The sequence below is a fragment of the Saccharothrix sp. 6-C genome (genome assembly GCF_016695385.1).
Classification (GTDB): Bacteria; Actinomycetota; Actinomycetes; order Mycobacteriales; family Pseudonocardiaceae; genus Actinosynnema; species Actinosynnema texasense.
This window is the reverse complement of record NZ_CP064192.1, coordinates 6706968-6727564: the sequence shown is the minus strand read 5'-3', so window position 1 is coordinate 6727564 and position 20597 is coordinate 6706968. Positions and strand designations below refer to the sequence as shown.

15 protein-coding genes are annotated in these 20597 nt (G+C 72.1%); 10 read left to right on the top strand and 5 right to left on the bottom strand.

Features of this window, described 5'->3' with window-relative positions; translation table 11 throughout:
- Positions 1-2 precede the first annotated feature (2 nt).
- The gene (locus IOD16_RS28340; RefSeq protein ID WP_201436804.1) at positions 3-668 is read left to right on the top strand and encodes a response regulator transcription factor; all 666 of its coding nucleotides are present in this window, start codon (positions 3-5) and stop codon (positions 666-668) included.
- Between the two features lie 7 nt (positions 669-675).
- On the opposite strand, the gene IOD16_RS28335 is transcribed toward IOD16_RS28340, so the two are convergent.
- A complete protein-coding gene (locus IOD16_RS28335) occupies positions 676-1176 on the bottom strand; it encodes an AMIN-like domain-containing (lipo)protein (protein WP_236594435.1) in 501 nt (166 codons plus the stop codon).
- Positions 1177-1285: 109 nt separating this feature from the next.
- On the opposite strand from IOD16_RS28335, the gene IOD16_RS28330 reads away from it, so the two are divergent.
- A complete protein-coding gene (locus IOD16_RS28330) occupies positions 1286-2653 on the top strand; it encodes a sensor histidine kinase (protein ID WP_201436803.1) in 1368 nt (455 codons plus the stop codon).
- Between the two features lie 486 nt (positions 2654-3139).
- On the opposite strand, the gene IOD16_RS28325 is transcribed toward IOD16_RS28330, so the two are convergent.
- Positions 3140-4084, bottom strand: a complete 945-nt coding sequence (locus tag IOD16_RS28325) for a TAXI family TRAP transporter solute-binding subunit (RefSeq protein ID WP_236594434.1) — start codon at positions 4082-4084, stop codon at positions 3140-3142.
- A gap of 158 nt (positions 4085-4242) precedes the next feature.
- Here IOD16_RS28325 and dctA point away from each other — a divergent pair, with 158 nt between their 5' ends.
- From dctA to IOD16_RS28305, 4 genes are all read left to right on the top strand, one after another.
- A complete protein-coding gene (dctA, locus tag IOD16_RS28320) occupies positions 4243-5613 on the top strand; it encodes a C4-dicarboxylate transporter DctA (protein ID WP_123746171.1) in 1371 nt (456 codons plus the stop codon).
- Between the two features lie 360 nt (positions 5614-5973).
- Complete coding sequence (gltB, locus tag IOD16_RS28315) at positions 5974-10512, top strand: glutamate synthase large subunit (protein ID WP_201436802.1); 4539 nt, start codon at positions 5974-5976, stop codon at positions 10510-10512.
- On the top strand, positions 10505-12010 hold the full coding sequence (locus IOD16_RS28310) for a glutamate synthase subunit beta (protein WP_201436801.1): 1506 nt from the start codon (positions 10505-10507) through the stop codon (positions 12008-12010). The genes gltB and IOD16_RS28310 overlap by 8 nt, the downstream gene beginning before the upstream one ends.
- A gap of 151 nt (positions 12011-12161) precedes the next feature.
- The gene (locus IOD16_RS28305) at positions 12162-12902 is read left to right on the top strand and encodes a hypothetical protein (protein WP_201436800.1); all 741 of its coding nucleotides are present in this window, start codon (positions 12162-12164) and stop codon (positions 12900-12902) included.
- Between the two features lie 21 nt (positions 12903-12923).
- On the opposite strand, the gene IOD16_RS41120 is transcribed toward IOD16_RS28305, so the two are convergent.
- Positions 12924-14879, bottom strand: coding sequence for a helicase-associated domain-containing protein (locus IOD16_RS41120; protein WP_201436799.1), 1956 nt, complete (start codon positions 14877-14879; stop codon positions 12924-12926).
- Between the two features lie 92 nt (positions 14880-14971).
- Here IOD16_RS41120 and IOD16_RS28295 point away from each other — a divergent pair, with 92 nt between their 5' ends.
- Positions 14972-15628, top strand: coding sequence for a DUF2461 domain-containing protein (locus IOD16_RS28295; RefSeq protein ID WP_201436798.1), 657 nt, complete (start codon positions 14972-14974; stop codon positions 15626-15628).
- A gap of 196 nt (positions 15629-15824) precedes the next feature.
- Here the strand turns inward: IOD16_RS28295 and IOD16_RS28290 are convergent, their stop codons facing one another.
- Positions 15825-16175 carry a VanZ family protein gene (locus tag IOD16_RS28290; RefSeq protein WP_201436797.1) on the bottom strand — a complete coding sequence of 117 codons (351 nt, stop codon included), beginning with the start codon at positions 16173-16175 and terminating at the stop codon, positions 15825-15827.
- 82 nt (positions 16176-16257) lie between these two features.
- Here IOD16_RS28290 and pyk point away from each other — a divergent pair, with 82 nt between their 5' ends.
- From pyk to IOD16_RS28275, 3 genes are read left to right on the top strand one after another with little or no spacing between them, the layout of a single operon-like run.
- Positions 16258-17682 carry a pyruvate kinase gene (pyk, locus tag IOD16_RS28285; protein WP_123746177.1) on the top strand — a complete coding sequence of 475 codons (1425 nt, stop codon included), beginning with the start codon at positions 16258-16260 and terminating at the stop codon, positions 17680-17682.
- Between the two features lie 8 nt (positions 17683-17690).
- On the top strand, positions 17691-18614 hold the full coding sequence (gene tesB / locus IOD16_RS28280; protein WP_442978064.1) for an acyl-CoA thioesterase: 924 nt from the start codon (positions 17691-17693) through the stop codon (positions 18612-18614).
- Positions 18615-18661: 47 nt separating this feature from the next.
- A complete protein-coding gene (locus tag IOD16_RS28275; RefSeq protein WP_201436796.1) occupies positions 18662-19222 on the top strand; it encodes a Uma2 family endonuclease in 561 nt (186 codons plus the stop codon).
- Here the strand turns inward: IOD16_RS28275 and IOD16_RS28270 are convergent.
- Positions 19212-20597, bottom strand: coding sequence for a pyridoxal phosphate-dependent decarboxylase family protein (locus IOD16_RS28270; RefSeq protein ID WP_201436795.1), 1386 nt, complete (start codon positions 20595-20597; stop codon positions 19212-19214). The genes IOD16_RS28275 and IOD16_RS28270 overlap by 11 nt on opposite strands.

Below are 20597 nucleotides of genomic sequence, written 5' to 3'. Positions count from 1 at the left end.
CCGTGCGCATCCTCGTCGTCGAAGATGACGACCGGGTGGCGCGCGGGCTGCTCACCGCGCTCCGGCACGCGGGCTACGAGGTGCACCGGGTCGGCACGGCCGCCGCGGCGCTCACCGCACCGCCGGCGGACGTCGTGCTGCTCGACCTGGGCCTGCCCGACGGCGACGGCCTCGACGTGCTGCGCGAACTCCGCCACCGCACCGGCACCGCGATCATCACCGTCACCGCGCGCGGCGAAGAGCGGGAACGGGTCCTCGGCCTGCGCCTGGGCGCGGACGACTACGTGGTGAAACCGTTCGGCACCGCCGAGCTGCTGGCCCGCATCGAAGCCGTGCTCCGCCGCACGCGCGCCGCCCGTGCCGCCGCGCGCGAGCATGAGATCACGCTCGGCCCGCTCACCCTCGACCCGGCCGGCCGGGAAGCCCGGATCAACGGCCGGCCGGTGCCGCTGACCCGCAAGGAGTTCGACCTGCTCGCCCTGCTGGTCGGCCGGGCGGGCACCGTCGTCAGCCGCGACCTGATCGTGGACCAGGTGTGGCAGGCCCACTGGGAAGCACCGTCACGCACCCTGGACACCCACATCGCCGCCCTGCGCGGCAAGCTCGGCGACGCCCTGCGCATCGAGACGATCCGGGGTGTGGGCTACCGGGTGGCAGCCCACACCTGACCGGCGATCACCAGACGTGGGCGACGTCCACCACGACGCGACCGGGCAGCGTGAACACCCGGAACGGCAGCAGGGCGCGCACACCCAACCCGACCGTCGTCTGCCCCTCGAACGACCCGGCCCACGCGACCTGCCGGAACGTCTGGTAGCCGGTGACGTCCACCAGCTCCGACCCGTTCGGGTAGGTGTAGGTCGGGTTGCCGTCCTGGTCGTACGCCGGCGAGTTCACCGTGATCTGCAGCTTGCCGCCGCCGCGCAACGGCACCGGCTTGCCCGACCCCTCGTGCGTCACCTCGGACACGTACTGCACCGTGTAGCCGTCGTTCTCGCCGCCGGTGAAGTCGAACACCAGCCGGTCGTAGCACTCCTGCTGACCCGCCCGGATGTTCGACAGCAGCCCGGTCGTGGTCTGCGACGCGTACTTGGGCCCCGACCCCCAGGCGACCGGTGCGCAGGCCGTGGGCGCCGCGGACGCGGTGACCGGAGCTACCACCGCGAACGCCGTCATCGCCGCGAGTACCACCGCAATTTTGCGTAGCATGCTCATTCCCCCTTCGTCGGACCGGAACAGCCCCCAGTCGACATGACGCACGTCACCCCCGGGAGGTTGCCTCCGCGTGCTGCGCCGCCTGCTGGTCCTCATCGTGCCGCTGCTGGTCGCCCTGGTCGCGGCCCTCGGCGTGCCGCTCGCGTTCGCCGTCGTGCAACGCGAGAGCCAAGAGACGTACCTCGACCGACTGGGTGACGCGAGCCGGTTCGCGTCGCTGGCCGAGAACGCCCTGGCCTCGGACCGGCTGACCGCGTTGCGCGAGGAACTGGTCCGCTACGACCAGCTCTACGGCATCTCGGCCGCGCTCGTCGGCACCGACGGCACGGTGCTGGAATCGTCACGCCGCCCGTTCCCCCTGGACGACCCGCGCGTCGAGGTGGGCCTGAACGCGGCCTTCGGCGGCTACCGCGGCGAAACCGGCCAGTCGGTCTGGCCGTGGGAGCGGGTGGACCTCGTCGTGGTCGAGCCGGTGGGCCGGGACAGCGAGGTCGTGGCCGCCGTCGTGACGATCTCCCCGACCGACGGCCTGCGGTCCGCGATCCTCCGCCAGTGGGGGGTGCTGGCCCTGATCGGCCTCGTGCCCATGCTGGGCGTGGTGGCGGTCGCGTGGCCGATGTCCCGCTGGGTCCTGCGCCCGGTCCGCACACTGGACGAAGCCACCGCAGCCGTCGCCGGTGGACACCTCGACGCTCGCGCGGACGAACTCGGCGGACCCCCTGAGCTGCGCAGACTGGCCGCGAGCTTCAACGCGATGGTCGACGTCGTCGGCCGTGCCCTGCGCCGCCAACGGGCGTTCGTGGCCGACGCCTCCCACCAGCTCCGCAACCCGCTGGCCAGCCTCCGCCTCGCGGTGGACAACCTGGAACCCCACGTGACCGACGACGCGGGCCGCGAGGCGCAACGCATCGCGGTCGACGAGGCCGAGGAGATGGGCCGCGTCCTCGACACCCTGCTGGCCGCCACCCGCCTCGACAGCGCCTCCTCCGCCGAACCGGTCGAGGTGGACACCCTGCTGGCCACCCACGTCCCCGGCTGGCGGGCGCTGGCCGGCGGGATGCGCCTGGACGTCACCGTCCCGCCGGGCCTGCGCGCCCTGGAACCACCCGGCGGCCTCGGCAGCGTGCTGGACGAACTCGTCGGCAACGCGATCCGCCTGTCCGGCGGCACCCGCGTGCACATCTGGGCCCGGACCGCGGACGACGGCGTGGAACTGCACGTGACCGACGACGGCACGGGCCTGTCGGACGCGGAACGAGCCGACGCGACCAGCAGGTTCTGGCGCGCGCCACGCCACCAGAACATCCCGGGCACCGGCCTGGGCCTCGCGATCTGCGCCGAGCTGATCGAGTCGGCCGGCGGCGAACTGACCCTCCACCCCGCCGAACCGCACGGCCTGGACGCCGTCGTGCGCCTCAGCGCCCGAACCCCCGTCTGACCCACCGCGGGGCGCTCAAGCCGACCACACCTCGAGCCCGGAGCACCGCAAGCCCCGAGCACGGCAAGCGCCGAGCACGGCAAGCGCCGAGCATGACAAGCCCGGTGCCGCGGCAACCCGTCCCGAGGCCGGCTGCCCGCTTGAACCCCGCGCGCCGGGGTGCGCGGACTACCTGCGCTACCCGCGCGCCCGGGTGCGCGGACTGCCTGGGCTGCCCGCGCGCCTGGGTGCGCGGACTGCCTGGGCTACCCGCGCGCCTGGGTGCGCGGACTGCCTGGGCCTGCCGACTGGCCTGGTGGCCGACCGTCCGGTCCTCTGGCTGATGGCTGGTGCGCTGTCGGTCTGGCCTGGTCGCGATGGCTCGCCGTGGGTGCCGCCTCCTTCTATCCCGGCAACGTCAATGGTGTGCGGAAAGTTTCGCCATTGACGGGCGGTTCCCTCGATCGAGTGATCAAGAGTGGGGCGGAGGGCAAGAATACTTGCTGGTCAGCGCTTTGTCGCGCGGAACCAGCGTTCGGCGCCCTTGTGCAGTGGGACCTGGCCGGTGGCGATGCCGGTCCGCACGTTGATCCGGCTGGCTTCCGGGTGTCCTGCGGCGATGCGGGCGGACTGGGTGAACACCGTCCGCGTCACCACCTCGACCACGTCCTCGTCCAGCGAGGTCCGCGCCAGCAGCAGGTTCGGCACGGCGAACGTGTGGCACGGCCCCAGGGTCCCGTAGGTGGTGGCCGGGATGGTGGCCGGCACGTACGGGCCGGGGTAGGCCTCGGCCAGGCGTTCCGCCTCGGCGGGCAGGTCGAGCAGGCGCAGCGGGAACGTGCCGAGGGTGTCGGTGATCGCCGGGGTCGGGATGCCGGTCAGCGCGAGGAACGCGTCCAGCGCGCCGGACCTCACCTCATCGGCCGCGTCGGCGTGGGCCATGCGGCGCGCGTCGACCTCGATCCCCAGCAACGACAACAACCGGCTCGCGGTGAACTCGGTGCCCGACTCCGACGGGCCGAACGACACGGTCTTCCCGGCCAGGTCCGACAACGTCCGCAGCGACGAGCCGGCGGGCACGGCGACCTGCATGAAGCTGTCGTAGAGCCGACCCACGGCGCTGATCCCGCCGGGATCTTCCGCGCTGAGCAGCGAACCGGACACCAGAGGGTCCAGTGAGGACAGTCCAAGGTGGACCTGGCCCTCGCCGAGCAGCCTGACGTTCTCCACCGACGCGCCGGTCTGCCGCTCCACCACCCGGGTCGCGGGCAGCTCGTCGGCCAGCGCCGCGGCCAGCGCGCCGCCGATCTCGCGGAACACCGCGCCGTCCGGCCCGGTCGCGAGGACCAGCTCGTCGAGCGCGGGCGTCTCGGTCGACGTGCAGGCCGTCAGCCACGCCGGCCCGCCCGCCACCAGGGCGGCTCGCAGCACCGACCGCCGGGACACGCGCACGACCGGCAGCCTAACCCCGCCCCACCGGGTGAACGGGGTGTTACGTCAGAGGGATCTGAAGTTTCGGCCGGGCTCCTTGTCGCGGTGACGCGCTGTGCCCAGGATCACCAACCAACCCCCTACCGGCCGGCAGGCAATGGTCCCCCTTTGGAGGAGACGTGGTCAGCGCGCAGGCACGTGAGCGCAAACCGATCTACAAGCACCTCTACTTCTGGGTGCTGGTGTCGATCGTGCTCGGTGTGATCGTCGGGTACGCCTTCCCGGCGCAGGCGTCGGGCATGAAGTGGCTGGCCGACTTCTTCATCGCGCTGGTCAAGGTCGTCATCGCGCCGACGATCTTCTGCACGGTCGTGGTGGGCATCGCGGGCCTGGGCAACCTCGCCAAGGCGGGCGGCCTGGCGCTGCGGACCATCCTGTACTTCACCGCGATGACGACGGTGGCGCTGGCGATCGGCCTGATCGTGGTGAACCTGGTCCAGCCGGGCCACCACGGCGCGACCATCCCGATCAACGACGGCGCGGCGGACAAGACGCTCGCCGAGGCCAAGACCGCCGAGACCGGTGTCACGGGCTTCATCCTCGGCCTGGTGCCGAAGTCGTTCCTGGGCGCGTTCACCGACGGCCAGCTGATCCAGGTGCTGGTGGTCGCGATCCTGGTCGCGGTGGCCGTGGCGGGCATGGGCAAGCGCGGCGAGAAGGTCGTGTCCGCGTTGGACACCACGGCGAAGGTGATGTTCGGCGTCATCAAGATCGTCATGTACGCGGCGCCGATCGGCGCGTTCGGCGGCATCGCCTACACCATCGGCAAGTTCGGCGGCTCGATCCTGGGCAAGCTGGCGTGGCTGATGGGCTCGTTCTACGCGACGTGCCTGCTGTTCGTCCTCGTGGTGCTCGGCGGTGTCGGGCTGTACGCCGGGTTCTCGATCTTCAAGTTCCTCCGGTACATCAAGGACGAGCTGCTGATCGTGCTGGGCACGTCGTCGTCGGAGACGGTGCTGCCGCGGATGCTGGTGAAGCTGGAGGCGGCGGGCGCGGACAAGTCGGTGGTGGGGCTCACCATCCCGACCGGCTACTCGTTCAACCTGGACGGCACCTGCATCTACCTGACCATGGGCGCGATCTTCATCGCCCAGGCGACGGGCACGGACGTGGGCCTGGGCACGCAGGTCGGCCTGCTGCTGTTCATGTTGCTGGCCAGCAAGGGCGCGGCGGGCGTGACGGGCGCGGGCCTGGTCACGCTGGCGGCCTCGCTGAGCGCGTTCGAGGGCAACAGCGCGATCCCGGCGGTCGGCATCGCGCTGATCGTGGGCATCGACCGGTTCATGTCCGAGGCGCGGGCCATCACGAACGTCATCGGCAACGGCGTCGGCACCCTCGTGGTGGCGCGGTGGCAGGGCCAGTTGGACCGCGACCGGCTGCGCGAGGTGCTGGACAACCCGGGACAGGTCGATGTGGACGCCCTGCTGGACCGGCAGCACGGTGACGGGGACGTCACGGAGCGTGAACCGGTGGGTGCGGTCACCCGCTGAGACGGGCAGGTGAGCCCCCGGTCGTCGCCCGCGAGGCGGGGGCACGGGGGCTCACCTGCGGCTACGTCCGCGACGGTGGCGCGGAGCGCCGTGTCGGCTGGCTCTCACCAGCGCGCGCACCGGCCGGCCCTCCGTTATGCTTAACAACGCGTAACAAGCCGGCCCGGGTATCGCTCGACCCGGTCGAATCGTTACCGGTCGCCGATCGAGATCACCCGAAGGATGGTGTGGATCCGTTTCGCGACTGTTAAAGTCTCGTCAACACGCGGGCCATCGTCGTCCCGTGCCCAGCACCCGGATTCCAGGACCTGGACACGAGGACTCGTTCTTTCACCAAGGACGACGAAGGAGGTCTGCGCAGTGATCTTCTCCGCCATCCCGTCCCCGCAGGGGCTCTACGACCCCGCCGCGGAACGTGACGCTTGCGGTGTGGCGATGGTCGCCGACATCCGAGGCCGGCGCTCGCACGACATCGTCGTCGACGCGCTCACCGCGCTGGCCAACCTGGAGCACCGGGGCGCCGCCGGCGCCGAGCCGACCAGCGGCGACGGCGCCGGGATCCTCGTGCAGCTGCCGGACGCGTTCCTGCGGCAGGTGCTCGACTTCGAGCTGCCGGAGCCGGGCGCGTACGCGGCGGGCATCGCGTTCCTGCCCTCCGCCGAGGAGTCGCGCACCAAGGCCGTCGAGCTGACCGAGCGGATCGCCGCCGAAGAGGGCCTGGTGGTCCTGGGCTGGCGCGACGTGCCCACCGCGCCCGACCACGCCGGCGTGGGCCCCACCGCCCGGTCGGTGATGCCGCACTTCGCGATGCTGCTCGTCAAGGGCGGGAGCGACCGGCGCGACGTCGCCCTGGACCGCCTCACGTTCGCCCTGCGCAAGCGGGTGGAGCACGAGAGCGCGGCGGCGGACGTCGGCACGTACTTCCCGTCGCTGTCGTCCCGGACGATCGTCTACAAGGGCATGCTGACCACCGGCCAGCTGCCCGCGTTCTTCCCCGACCTGCGCGACGAGCGGCTGGCCAGCGCGATCGCCCTGGTCCACTCCCGCTTCTCCACCAACACGTTCCCGTCGTGGCCGCTGGCGCACCCGTTCCGGTACGTCGCCCACAACGGTGAGATCAACACGGTGCGCGGCAACCGGAACCGGATGCGGGCCCGCGAGGCGCTGCTGGCCTCCGACCTGATCCCGGGCGACCTGACCAGGCTGTTCCCGATCTGCCACCCGGAGGGCTCGGACTCGGCGAGCTTCGACGAGGTGCTGGAGCTGCTGCACCTGGGCGGCCGGAGCCTGCCGCACGCGGTGATGATGATGATCCCCGAGGCGTGGGAGAACCACACCTCGATGGACCCGAAGCGCCGCGCGTTCTACGAGTTCCACGCGAGCCTGATGGAGCCGTGGGACGGCCCGGCGTGCGTGACGTTCACCGACGGCTCGCTCGTCGGCGCGGTGCTCGACCGCAACGGGCTGCGCCCCGCCCGCTGGTGGCAGACCGCCGATGGTCGCGTGGTGCTGGCCTCGGAGACCGGCGTGCTGGACGTGCCCGCCGACCAGGTCGTCGCCAAGGGCCGGTTGCAGCCGGGCAAGATGTTCCTGGTCGACACGGTCGAGGGCCGCCTGGTCGAGGACGACGAGGTCAAGGCGAAGCTGGCCGAGGAGCTGCCCTACGACGAGTGGCTGCACGCGGGCCTGCTGGAGCTGGCCGACCTGGCCGACCGCGAGCACGTGGTGCAGAGCCACGAGTCCGTGGTGCGCCGGCAGCTCACGTTCGGCTACACCGAGGAAGAGCTGCGGGTCCTGCTCGCGCCGATGTCCACCAACGGCGCGGAGCCGCTCGGCTCGATGGGCACCGACACCCCGGTGGCGGCGCTGTCGCAGCGCTCGCGGCTGCTCTACGACTACTTCGTGCAGAACTTCGCCCAGGTCACCAACCCGCCGCTGGACGCGATCCGCGAGGAGATCGTCACCAGCGTGTCGCGGGTGATGGGCCCGGAGCAGAACCTGCTCGAGCCCGGCCCGGTCAGCTGCCGGCACATCAAGCTGACCTACCCGGTGATCGACAACGACGAGCTGGCCAAGCTCATCCACATCAACGACGACGGCGACCTGCCCGGCTTCGCCTGCACCGTCCTGTCCGGACTGTACGAAGTGGACGGCGGCGGCGCGGCGCTGGCGGCGGCGGTCGAGCGGGTGCGCCGCGAGGCGTCCGAGGCGATCGCGAACGGCGCCCGCACGCTCGTGCTGTCCGACCGCGACTCCGACCACCGCATGGCGCCGATCCCGTCGCTGCTGCTCGTCGCCGCGGTGCACCACCACCTGGTGCGCACCAAGGAGCGGTTGCGCGTGGCGCTGGTCGTGGAGACCGGCGACGCCCGCGAGGTGCACCACATCGCCGCGCTGCTGAGCTACGGCGCCGCCGCGGTGAACCCGTACCTGGCGTTCGAGACGATCGAAGACATGATCAGCACCGGCGCGGTCACCGGCATCGAGCCGCGCAAGGCCGTGCGGAACTACGTGACGGCGCTGGTCAAGGGCACTTTGAAGATCATGTCGAAGATGGGCATCTCGACCGTCGGCGCGTACACGGCGGCGCAGGTGTTCGAGGCCGTCGGCCTGTCCGAGGAGCTGCTCGGCGAGTACTTCACCGGCACGGTGTCGAAGCTCGGCGGCGCGGACCTGGACGTGCTGGCGGAGGAGGTGGCGCTGCGCCACCGCCGCGCGCACCCCGACAACCCGACCGACCGGGTGCACCGCCGGCTGGAGGTGGGCGGCGAGTACGCCTACCGCCGCGAGGGCGAGCTGCACCTGTTCACGCCGGAGACGGTGTTCCTGCTCCAGCACGCCACCAAGACCGGCAAGCACGACGTGTACCGGCGCTACACCGAAGAGGTGGAGCGGCTGGCCCGGCAGGGCGGCACGCTGCGCGGCCTGTTCTCGTTCGCCGCCGAGGGCCGCACGCCGGTCCCGATCGACGAGGTCGAGCCGATCTCCTCGATCGTCAAGCGGTTCAACACCGGGGCCATGTCGTACGGGTCGATCTCGGCCGAGGCGCACGAGACGCTGGCCATCGCGATGAACCGGCTCGGCGGCCGGTCCAACAGCGGCGAGGGCGGCGAGGACCCGGAGCGCCTGTACGACCCGGAGCGGCGCAGCGCGGTCAAGCAGGTCGCGTCCGGCCGGTTCGGCGTCACCAGCGAGTACCTGGTCAACGCCAGCGACATCCAGATCAAGATGGCGCAGGGCGCGAAGCCCGGCGAGGGCGGCCAGCTGCCCGGCTACAAGGTGTACCCGTGGATCGCGCGCACCCGGCACTCCACGCCGGGCGTCGGCCTGATCTCGCCGCCGCCGCACCACGACATCTACTCGATCGAGGACCTCGCGCAGCTGATCCACGACCTGAAGAACGCCAACGAGCAGGCCCGCGTGCACGTGAAGCTGGTCAGCGAGGTCGGCGTCGGCACGGTCGCGGCGGGCGTGGCGAAGGCGCACGCGGACGTGGTGCTGATCTCCGGCCACGACGGCGGTACCGGCGCGTCGCCGCTGAACTCGCTCAAGCACGCGGGCACGCCGTGGGAGATCGGCCTCGCCGAGACCCAGCAGACGTTGCTGCTCAACGGTTTGCGCGACCGGATCACCGTGCAGGTCGACGGCGCGATGCGCACCGGCCGCGACGTGGTGGTGGCCGCGCTGCTCGGCGCCGAGGAGTTCGGCTTCGCGACCGCGCCGCTGATCGTCGAGGGCTGCGTGATGATGCGGGTCTGTCACCTGGACACCTGCCCCGTCGGCATCGCCACGCAGAACCCCGAGCTGCGCAAGCGCTTCACCGGCCAGGTCGACCACGTGGTGACCTTCTTCCACTTCATCGCCCAGGAGGTCCGGGAACTGCTGGCCTCCCTCGGCTTCCGCACGATCGACGAAGCCGTCGGCCACGCCGAGCTGCTGCGGACCGACGAGGCCGTCGAGCACTGGAAGGCGGCCGGGCTGGACCTGTCGCCGGTGTTCGAGGTGCCGGAGACGCCCTACCGCACGGCCAAGCGCAAGGTTCGTGAGCAGGACCACGGCCTGGCGCAGGCGTTGGACCGCACGCTGCTCCAGCTCGCCGACGCGGCGTTGAACGACGCCCGCCCGGTGCGGCTGGAACTGCCGCTGCGCAACGTCAACCGCACCGTCGGCACGCTGCTCGGCGCGGAGGTCACGCGCCGCTTCGGCGGCGACGGCCTGCCCGACGACACGATCCACGTGACGTTCACCGGCTCGGCCGGCCAGTCGCTGGGCGCGTTCATCCCGCGCGGCATCACGCTGGAGATGATCGGCGACGCCAACGACTACGTCGGCAAGGGCCTGTCCGGCGGCCGGATCGTCGTGCGGCCGCACCCCGACGCGCCGTTCGCGGCCGAGCGGCAGGTCATCGCGGGCAACGTGATCGGCTACGGCGCCACGTCCGGCGAGATCTTCCTGCGCGGCCGGGTCGGCGAGCGGTTCTGCGTGCGCAACTCGGGCGCGCTGGCCGTGGCCGAGGGCGTCGGCGACCACGCGTTCGAGTACATGACCGGTGGCCGGGCCGTGGTGCTCGGGCCGACCGGCCGCAACCTCGCCGCGGGCATGTCCGGCGGCATCGCCTACGTGCTGGAACTCGACCCGGCGGCGGTCAACACCGCGATGGTCGAGCTCCAGCGGCCCGGCGCGGAAGACCTGCGCTGGCTGCGCGAAGTGGTGGAACGCCACCACCAGCTCACCGGTTCGGCGGTGGCCGCGTCGCTGCTCGGCGACTGGCCCCGGCGTTCCGCGTCGTTCACCAAGGTCATGCCCGGTGACTACCAGCGCGTGCTCGAAGCGATGAGGCGCGCCCGCGCGGAAGGCAGGGACGTCGACCAGGCGATCATGGAGGCCTCCCGTGGCTGACCCGTACGGTTTCCTCAAGCACTCCCGCGCCGAGGCGAAGAAGCGCCCCGCCGCGGACCGGCTGTCCGACTGGGACGAGGTGTACCTCGACGTCCCCGCCGAGCAGCGCGACGCGGAGGTGCGCACGCAGGCGGCGCGGTGCATGGACTGCGGCATCCCGTTCTGCCACTCCGGGTCGGCCGGGTGCCCCCTCGGCAACCTGATCCCCGAGTGGAACGACCTGGTGCGCCGGGGCGACTGGGAGTCGGCGTCGGACCGGCTGCACGCGACGAACAACTTCCCCGAGTTCACCGGCCGGCTGTGCCCCGCGCCGTGCGAGGCGGCGTGCGTGCTGTCGATCAGCCACGACGCGGGCGGCGCGGTCGCGATCAAGCGGGTCGAGCAGGCCATCGCGGACGTGTCGTGGGACCAGGGGCTCGTGCGGCCGACGCAGTCGCAGGTGTCGTCGGGCCGCCGGGTGGCGGTCGTCGGTTCCGGCCCGGCCGGGCTGGCGGCGGCGCAGCAGCTCACGCGGGCGGGCCACGAGGTCACCGTGTTCGAGCGGGACGACCGGCTCGGCGGGCTGCTCCGCTACGGCATCCCCGAGTTCAAGATGGAGAAGAAGGTCCTCGACCGGCGGCTCGCGCAGCTGCGCAAGGAGGGCACGAAGTTCGTCACCGGCTGCGAGGTCGGCGTCGACCTGACCGTCGAGGAGCTGCGGTCGAAGTTCGACGCGGTGGTCCTCGCGGTGGGCGCGCTGCGCGGCCGTGACGACACGACGACGCCCGGCCGTTCGCTGCGGGGCGTCCACCTGGCCATGGAGCACCTGGTGCCCGCCAACCGCGCGTGCGAGGGCGACGGCCCGCCGGCGATCGACGCGGCGGGCAAGCACGTCGTGATCATCGGCGGCGGCGACACCGGGGCCGACTGCTACGGCACGGCGTCCCGGCAGGGCGCGGCCTCCGTGCTGCAGCTGGACCAGTACCCGATGCCACCGTCCACTCGCGACGACGACCGCTCGCCGTGGCCGGTGTGGCCGTGGATCCTGCGCACCTACCCCGCGCACGAGGAGGCGGGCGAGCGGAAGTTCGCGGTCGCGGTGGAGGAGTTCGTCGGCGACGACGACGGGCACGTGACCCACATCCGGCTGCGCAAGGTGCGGGTGGAGAAGGACGCCTCGGGCCGCCGCCAGGTCGTGCCGACGTCCGAGGAGGTCGAGGTGCTGCCCGCGGACCTGGTGCTGCTGGCCATCGGCTTCGAGGGCGTCGAGCACATGCCGCTGCTGGACGGGCTCGGCCTCCAGCTCACCTCGCGCGGCACGATCTCGTGCGGCTCGGACTGGCAGACCCGGTCGCCCGGCGTGTTCGTCTGCGGTGACGCCCACCGGGGCGCCTCGCTGGTCGTGTGGGCGATCGCCGAGGGCCGCTCGGTGGCCAACGCGGTGGACCGCTACCTGACCGGCTCGTCCGACCTGCCGTCCCCGGTGATCCCCAACATGCTGCCGCTCGCCGTGGTGTAACCCCCAGACCGCCGCTCGCTGGTTGCCCGGCCGCCCCGACAACGACGTCGGGGCGGCCCTTTCACCGAGCCGGCGTCATCCGGCCGGGGCCAAGGCGTGCCCACGTGCCAACTCGGGTGACTTCCCGAGCGGGAACCGGGAGAGTGGCCCGGTGAGCGGTGAAACCGACGACGTTCCGACCGGGTACCCGGGTTTCCGCGTCGACCCCGCGGGGCCGCTGGTCCCGTCCCCGGCCGCGTCGAGACGGGTCGCCAAGGCCAAGCTGTCCTCGGTGACCTTCTTCAGCGCGCGCCTCGGCGGGGAGGACTTCGTCTTCCTCCCGTGGTTGACCACCTTGATCGACCACGGATCGGCGATGCGCTTCGTCGGGGTCTACCGCACCGAACCCCTCGGCGGCGCCGGGGACCGGGAACCCACGCCGGGGGATGCCCGGTGGCTGTGCGTCCGGCGCTCGACGTGGGACCGGGACACCGACTGGGCCTCGGTGGACGAGGTCGGGTTCGGCGAGCACCTCGCCTCCGGGGCGCAGGTCGCCGACACGTTCACCTTCGCGACCACGCACACCAGGCCGCACCTCGCCGACGCCACGACCCGGGCGGCGGCCGGGTTCGCGCGGGGGTTCACGATCAGCGCGGCGGAGCCGCGGCAGCACCCCTGGCACGAGGTGTCGGTCGACATCGCGGACGAAGGATTCCTCGCGTCCTTCACCTACGGGCCGTTCCTGACGCGCTGCGAGGTCGCCGAATCGGTCCTGCCGCCGTGGCTGGAGATCGTCGGGGCGGCGGCCGACGAGCCGGGCGCCACCCCGGACGGGAAGATCCGCCTCGGCATCCGACGATCGGCGCCGGAACTGGTCAACGCCCCCATCCGCGCCCCGCGCACCGGCCGTTGACGGGACCCCGCGCGAGCGCCGTCACACGCTGGTCACCGCGCGCACCGACCGGATGCGGCTGACCAGGAACTCGCGGTGCTCGCCGCGGGGCGCGCAGTTGGCCTTCAGGTTGCCCGCCGCGTGGTCCACCGGCGTGATCACGTGCTTCACCGTGCTCCGCGGGCCGTTCGCCACCGCGATCTCCACCGACGTGCGGCTCACCAGCGCGTCCGCCAGCAGCACCACCTCCGAGTCGCGCAGCACCAGCGACTGGTCGCGCAACAGCCGCACGGTGCCGATCCGCTGCGACTCCACCGGCGGCAGGACGAACTTCGGCCTGGGCCGCTCCTGCTCCACCAGGGCCGCCGCCAGCTTCGCCACCTCGTGCCCGGTCAACGGCGCCCGCCACCCGCCGGTCGCGGCACGTGCGGGCGGCGGCGCCTCGACCCGGCGCCGAGGCAGCCGCGTCATCACCGCCGTGCCGTCCACGGCGGCCGTCGTGGGCGCGTAACCGGCCGCCCGCAGCAACGCCAACGTCTCCTTGGCGGGCTTCGCCGACGCCAGCACCGTCGGCCCCAACGGCTGCAACGACAGCTGCGCCAACGACCGGTGCGCGGCGATCTCGCTCAACAGCACCGGGTCCTCGGTCCGCACGCAGCACGCGACCGGCGTCACCGTGATCCGCCCGTGCTGCCGCGCCACCTCGCGGACCAGGTGCGCCAACGTGGGCGGCACGCCGTGCTCGGCCACCGACGCCAACCGGGCCAGCAGCGCGTCCGGCTCGTGCCCCGCGTCCAACGCCCGCCGCACGCTCGCCCCGCTGAACCGCCACCCGCCCGCCGCGCCGTCCGCCGCCAGGTCCAGCACCGCGCTCAGCTCGCGTGACGGCAACCCGGCCACCACGGCGGTCAGGTCCGGCCGCAGGTGGGCGGTGGACGCGTCGGGCGGCACGAACCGGCCCGCCACCTCGTCCACCCCGCCCGCCAGCACCGCGCGGCCCAGCGAGGTCGCCGCGCCCAGCGCCACCAACCCCACCGACTCGGCCTCCACCAACGCCGCCTCGGTCGCCGCGCGCCCGTGCACGGCGGGCCGCGTCCACACCAGGTCGGCCACCACCTCGTGCCGGTGCTCGAACGCCTCGTCCTCGTCCAGCAGCGCGTACCGCTCCAGCAGCCCGCGCCGGATCCGGTCGCCCGAGTCCGACGAGGACGCTTCCGCCGACGCGGGCCGCTGCTTGCCCGGCGTCCACGTCAACCGCGGCCACGCCCGGGCCAGCGCGGTCAACCGCTCCGGGGGCGACGCGGCCCGCCACGGGTCCGCGCCGACGGTCGGCACCAGCCTGCCGTCGTCCACCGCGAGCAGCCGCGCCTCGACCGCCAGCCCCACCCACAACCGCGTCCGGCCCTCGTCCGCGCGCAGCACGCCCGCGAGCCGCCGCAGCTCCCGCAGCCCCATCACCGCGCGGCACGCCACCTGCTCCACGTCGCACAGGTCGACCAGCCGCGTCACACCGTCCACAGTGGACGTCGCGGGGGTGATCGCGGCCCGGTCCGCGAAACCCCGGTTCTGCGGCGCGCGGCGCGGCGCGCGTGGCGCGGGCGTGATGCGCTGCGGCGGCTCGTCCTCCACCGGCCGCAACCCCGGCGAACTCACCAGCCGCCCCTCCGCCGGCCAGACCAGCGCCCTCGCGCGCAACTGGCCCAACGCCCGCTTCAGCTCGGCCCGCGACGCCTTCCCGGTGCAGCGCAACCGTTCCGCCAGCGCCTCCGCGCAGGCCTCGTCACCCAGCCGCAGCACGGTGTCCAGCACGTCCCGGCACGCCTGGTCGAGCCCGTCGACCGCCGCCCGCAGCGACGCCGCCGAGGTCAGCTCGTCCGCCAGCGCCCGCAACGAGTGGGGCCTGCGGTCGGCGGCGTCCTTGCGCAGCGCCAGGATGTCCCGGACCTCCACCGCGTCGAGCTCGCGCAGCCATCCGGCCAGCGCCGTTTTCCTACCCACCAGCCGATTATGCACAGAACGTGACGGCTCGGTGATGCGGTGCGATAGAGCGTTCGAATGGGCCACGAATGGACGAACGTAAGCTGTGCGCCGTGGAATTCACCGGGTTCGGCGAACACGCCATCGACTTCTACGACGGACTCGTCGCCGACAACTCCAAGGCTTACTGGGACGACCACAAGCACGTCTACCTGCGCGATGTGCGCGCGCCCATGGAGACGTTGCTGGCCGCGCTCGAGCCCGAGTTCGGCAAGGGAAAGGTCTTCCGGCCCTATCGGGACGTGCGGTTCAGCAAGGACAAGACGCCGTACAAAGACCACTGCGGCGGGGTGGTGGAACTCGGCCGGGGTGGCGGCGCGCACTACGTGCAGCTCGGCACCGAAGGCCTGTTCGTGGCCGGTGGGTCGTTCGCCATGGCCTCCGACCAGCTCGCCCGCTACCGCGAGTCGGTCGCCGACGACGTGCGCGGTCGTGCGCTGGAGAAGCTGCTCGCGCAGCTCGCCGGGGCGGGCTGGGAGCTGCGCGGGGACAAGCTCAAGCGCGCGCCGCGCGGCGTGGACCCCGAGCACCCCCGGATCGAGCTGCTCAAGCACAAGCGCGTCTACGTCGCCAAGGTGTGGCCGCCGGACGACGTGCTGCACGAGCCCGGCTGCCTGGACCGGGTCCGCGACGCGTGGCACCAGGCCACCCCGCTCGTCGACTGGTGCGCCGACCACATCGGCCTGACCGAAGTCGGTTTCCGCCGCTGACAGCCGCCCCCCGGGGCGCCGGACTTCGCCGCTGATCGTGTGCGGGCTCTCGGCACCGGTGGCGCGCCTCACACCCGCGGGTCGTCGGACCCGGCGCGCGCGGGCATCAGACCCGGCTGCGCAGGGTTTCACACCGGGCTGCGCAGGGCGTCGGACCGGGCTGCGCAGGCGTCACCCGCCAGGGGACCCCTGATTTTCATTCTCCCAGAGGGGTACGACGTTTTCGGGTGAGCGACCGTGCGACCAGGGCTCCGAAGCCCACGCCGGCGACGTCCACGAGGGCGTCCAGCACGTCGCCGCTCCGGTGCAGCCCGGTGATGAGCCACTGCAACGCTTCCGAGACCGCGGCGTAACCCAAGAGGCCGGTGAGGAGTGGTCCGGACGGCAGCCGCGCGTACCTCCCCGTGCCCATGAGCAGGGCGAACAGCACGAAGTGCACCACCTTGTCGGTGCCCGGAGGGGCTGTGGGCACACCTGACGCGGGGGTGAACAGCACGATGACGCTGAGCGACACCGCGACCACGAACGGAAGGATTCTGGGGCCCACGGTGCAGATTCTGCCTGTTTCGCGGAGATTACTTCCCGGTACATCCTGATCGGTCCAGTGACAGGGACTACTCTGACTAGACGTGAGTCGACGCGCGAAGATCGTCTGTACGATGGGTCCTGCCACCGCGACCGAGGACAAGGTCAACGAGCTGGTGGCGGCCGGTATGGACGTTGCCCGGATGAACTTCAGCCACGGCAGCCATGCCGACCACAAGCAGGTCTACGACCTCGTCCGCAACGCGGCCGAGGCGTCGGGCCGCGCGGTCGGCATCCTGGCCGACCTCCAGGGACCGAAGATCCGCCTCGGTCGGTTCGCCCACGGTCCCGTCGAGTGGCGCACCGGTGACATCGTCCGGGTGACCGTCGAGGACGTCGAGGGCACCCACGACCGGGTCTCCACCACCTACAAGCAGCTCGCGCAGGACGCCAAGGCCGGCGACCGCCTGCTGGTGGACGACGGCAAGGTGGGCCTGACCGTCACCGAGATCGACGGGCCGGACGTGGTCTGCGAGGTCACCGAGGGCGGCCCGGTCAGCAACAACAAGGGCCTCTCGCTGCCCGGCATGGACGTGTCCGTGCCCGCGCTGTCCGAGAAGGACATCGAGGACCTGGAGTTCGCCCTCAACCTGGGCGTGGACTTCATCGCCCTGTCGTTCGTGCGCTCGCCCGCGGACATCGACCTGGTCCACCAGGTCATGGACCGCGTGGGCCACGGCCGCAAGCCGGTGATCGCCAAGATCGAGAAGCCGGAGGCGGTCGACAACCTCGAAGCGATCGTGCTCGCCTTCGACGGCGTCATGGTCGCCCGCGGCGACCTGGGCGTCGAGCTGCCGCTGGAGCACGTGCCGCTGGTGCAGAAGCGGGCCATCCAGATCGCCCGCGAGAACGCCAAGCCGGTCATCGTGGCGACCCAGATGCTCGACTCGATGATCACGAACTCCCGGCCGACGCGCGCCGAGACCTCGGACGTCGCCAACGCCGTGCTCGACGGCGCCGACGCGCTGATGCTGTCCGGCGAGACCTCGGTCGGCCGCTACGCCATCGAGACCGTCAAGACCATGGCCCGCATCATCGTGGCCGTCGAGACCGAGTCCACCGTGGTCCCGCCGCTGACGCACGTCCCGCGCACCAAGCGCGGCGTGATCTCGTACGCGGCGCGCGACATCGGCGAGCGGCTGAACGCGAAGGCGCTGGTCGCCTTCACCCAGTCCGGTGACACCGTGCGGCGGCTCGCCCGCCTGCACACCCCGCTGCCGCTGCTGGCGTTCACGCCGGAGCCCAGCGTGCGCAGTCAGCTTTCTCTCACCTGGGGCACCGAGACGTTCCTGGTGCCTAAGGTGGACTCGACGGACGAGATGGTCCGCCAGGTGGACCTGTCGATGATCGACATCGGTCGGTACCAGCCGGGCGACCTCGTCGTGGTCGTGGCAGGCTCGCCGCCTGGCACCATCGGCTCGACCAACCTCATCCGGGTGCACCGCCTGGGGGAGGACGACCACGCTTAGGAGATGACGTGACCGAGGCTGCCCGTGCCGCGGCGACCGCCGAGTTCTCGGACGTTCCACTGGACGCCGACGGCGTGCCCCACGGGCAGCCCGTGCTCGACCGACTCGTCGCGCTGCTCGACCTGGAGCGCGTCGAGGAGAACATCTTCCGCGGTGTGTCACCCGCCGAGTCGCCCGTCCGGGTGTTCGGCGGGCAGGTCGCCGGCCAGGCCCTGGTAGCCGCCGGCCGCACCGTGCCGCGCGACCGCCGGGTGCACTCGCTGCACTCGTACTTCATCCGCGGCGGCGACCCGAGCGTGCCGATCGTGTACGAGGTGGACCGGGTCCGCGATGGACGGTCCTTCACCACCCGCCGCGTGGTCGCCGTGCAGCACGGCAAAGCGATCTTCACGCTGTCGGCGTCGTTCCAGCTCGACGAGCCGGGCCTGGACCACCAGGAGCCGATGCCCGCCGTGCCGCCGCCCGCCTCGCTGCCCACCTACGCCGAGTCGGCGGCCGGGTACCTGGAGAAGGTAGGCATGGCGCGCCTGCCGAGGCCGATCGACATCCGGTACGTGACCGAGCCGCCGTGGCGGGCGCGGGAGGACGGGCCGGGCGAGGCGCGCAGCCAGGTGTGGATGAGGGCGGACGGCACGCTGCCGGACGACGACCTGCTGCACGTGTGCGTGCTCGCCTACGCCTCCGACATGACCCTGCTCGACTCGGTGCTGGTCCGCCACGGCGTGTACTGGGGCACCGACAAGGTCCTGGGCGCGAGCCTGGACCACGCCATGTGGTTCCACCGCCGGTTCCGCGCGGACGAGTGGTTCCTCTACGACTGCGAGTCGCCCTCGGCTTCCGGCGCCCGAGGCCTCGCGACGGGCCACTTCTACAGCCACGACGGCCGACTGGTGGCTACCGTGGTGCAGGAGGGCCTGCTCCGGGTCCTGTGATCGACCGGCTACGCTGCGCAGTCGATGGAGCAAGAGAGGTGGCCGCGATGAGCACCATGCCCTGGCCTGACCACTTGTTCACGCTTGAGGAGTGGGACGCGCTTCCAGAGGACAAGTCGCGCCACTTCGAGCTGGTCGAAGGAGTCTTGCTGGTGGCGCCAAGGCCGGCACCGAAACACCAAGTGGCGATGGCGAACCTCCGGAGCTGCCTCAAAGAGCAACTGCCCGCTGGGGTGGTGGCGGTCCAGGACGTCGACGTCGTGATCGACCCCGGGCCGCCGCTCTCGCTTCGCGCACCCGACGTCGTGGTGGTGCCTGCCGAGCGCTACTGGGAGCACCCGAGCCGGTTCAACCCCGATGACCTGCACTTGGCGGTGGAGATCGTGTCGCCGGGAACGGGCCGAACAGACCGCGTGTTCAAGCCGATCGAGTACGCCAAGGTCGGTATCCCGCACTACTGGGTGGTGGAACTCGACGAGCCGGCCACGCTCATCGCGTTCAGCCTGGTCGCCGGCAGGTACAAGCAGATCGCGCAAGGCACCGGGAAGGTCCAGGTCCCCGAGCCCTTCCCGGTGACCGTCGACATGACCACGCTGATCAACCCCTGAGCCGCAGCGCGTCCCACAGCGCGCGCACGTGGTGCTCGCGAGTCGCCTCCGCGCCGATCGCCACGCGGATGGCGAAGCGGCCGTCGACGGTGGTGTGGGTGACGAAGGCGTCACCCGAGGCGTTGACGCGGTCCATCGCGGCACGGGCCGCGTCGTCGCCGGAGCGGTGGGCGATGGTCAGCAGGGAGAGCGAACGGGGGACGACGAGTTCCCAGTCGTCGGACGCGTCCACCCACGACTCGAGCAGGGCAGCCAGCTCGACGTGGCCGCGCAGGTGCTCGCGGATGCCCTCCAGGCCGTACCAGCGCAGCACCGACCACAGCTTCAGCGCCCGGAACCGGCGGCCCAAGGGGATCTGCCAGTCGCGGTAGTCGACGACGGCGCCCGACTCGGTCGCGGTGTTGCGCAGGTACTCCGGCAGGATCGTGAGGGCGTCGACCAGGACGTCCGGGTGGGCGGTCCAGAACAGGGACACGTCGAACGCGGTCAGCATCCACTTGTGCGCGTTCGCGGTGAACGAGTCGGCTCGGTCCACGCCGTCGAACAGGTCGCGGAACTCCGGGCACAGCGCCGCCGGGCCCGCCCACGCCGCGTCCACGTGCAACCAGATCCCGTGCTCGGCGCACACGGCGGCGATCTCGCGCACCGGGTCGACCGCGCCGGTGCCCGTGGTGCCGACGGTCGCGCACACCAGCACCGGCCGCCGGCCCGCCGCCACGTCCGACCGGACGCGGGCCGCCAGGTCGTCCGCGCGCATGGCCAGCCGGGAGTCGACCTCGACCGCCCGCACGGCCTGCTCGCCCAGCCCCGCCAGCCGCGCCGCCCGTTCGAGCGACGAGTGCGTCTGCGACGACACGTACACCGTCTCGGTCCCGTCCACGCCGGACCGCCGCCACGTCCCGCCCGACGACCGGTGCAGCGCGGCGAGCACCGCGACCAGCGCCGCGGACGACGCGGTGTCCTGGATGACCCCGCCGCCGACGAACGACGGCGGCAGGCCGAGCGCCCCGACCAGCTCGTCCATCAGGTGCTGCTCGACCTCGGTCGCGGCGGGGGAGGTGGACCACAACATGCCCTGCACGCCCAGGCCCGACGACAGCAGGTCGCCGAGCACGGACGGCAGCGAGGCGTTCGACGGGAAGTAGGCGAAGAAGCCCGGGTGCTGCCAGTGCGTCGTCCCCGGCAGCACGACCCGGTCCAGGTCCGCGAGCAGCCCGTCGAAGCCCTCGCCGCGCTCGGGCAGCCCGGCGAGCTGCCCGCGCACCCAGCCGGGCTCGACCGGCGACCTGACCGGGAAGCCCTCGACGCGTGAGCGGTAGTCGGCGATCCAGTCGACCACCTCGTGGCCGACCCGGCGGAACTCGTCGGGGTCCAT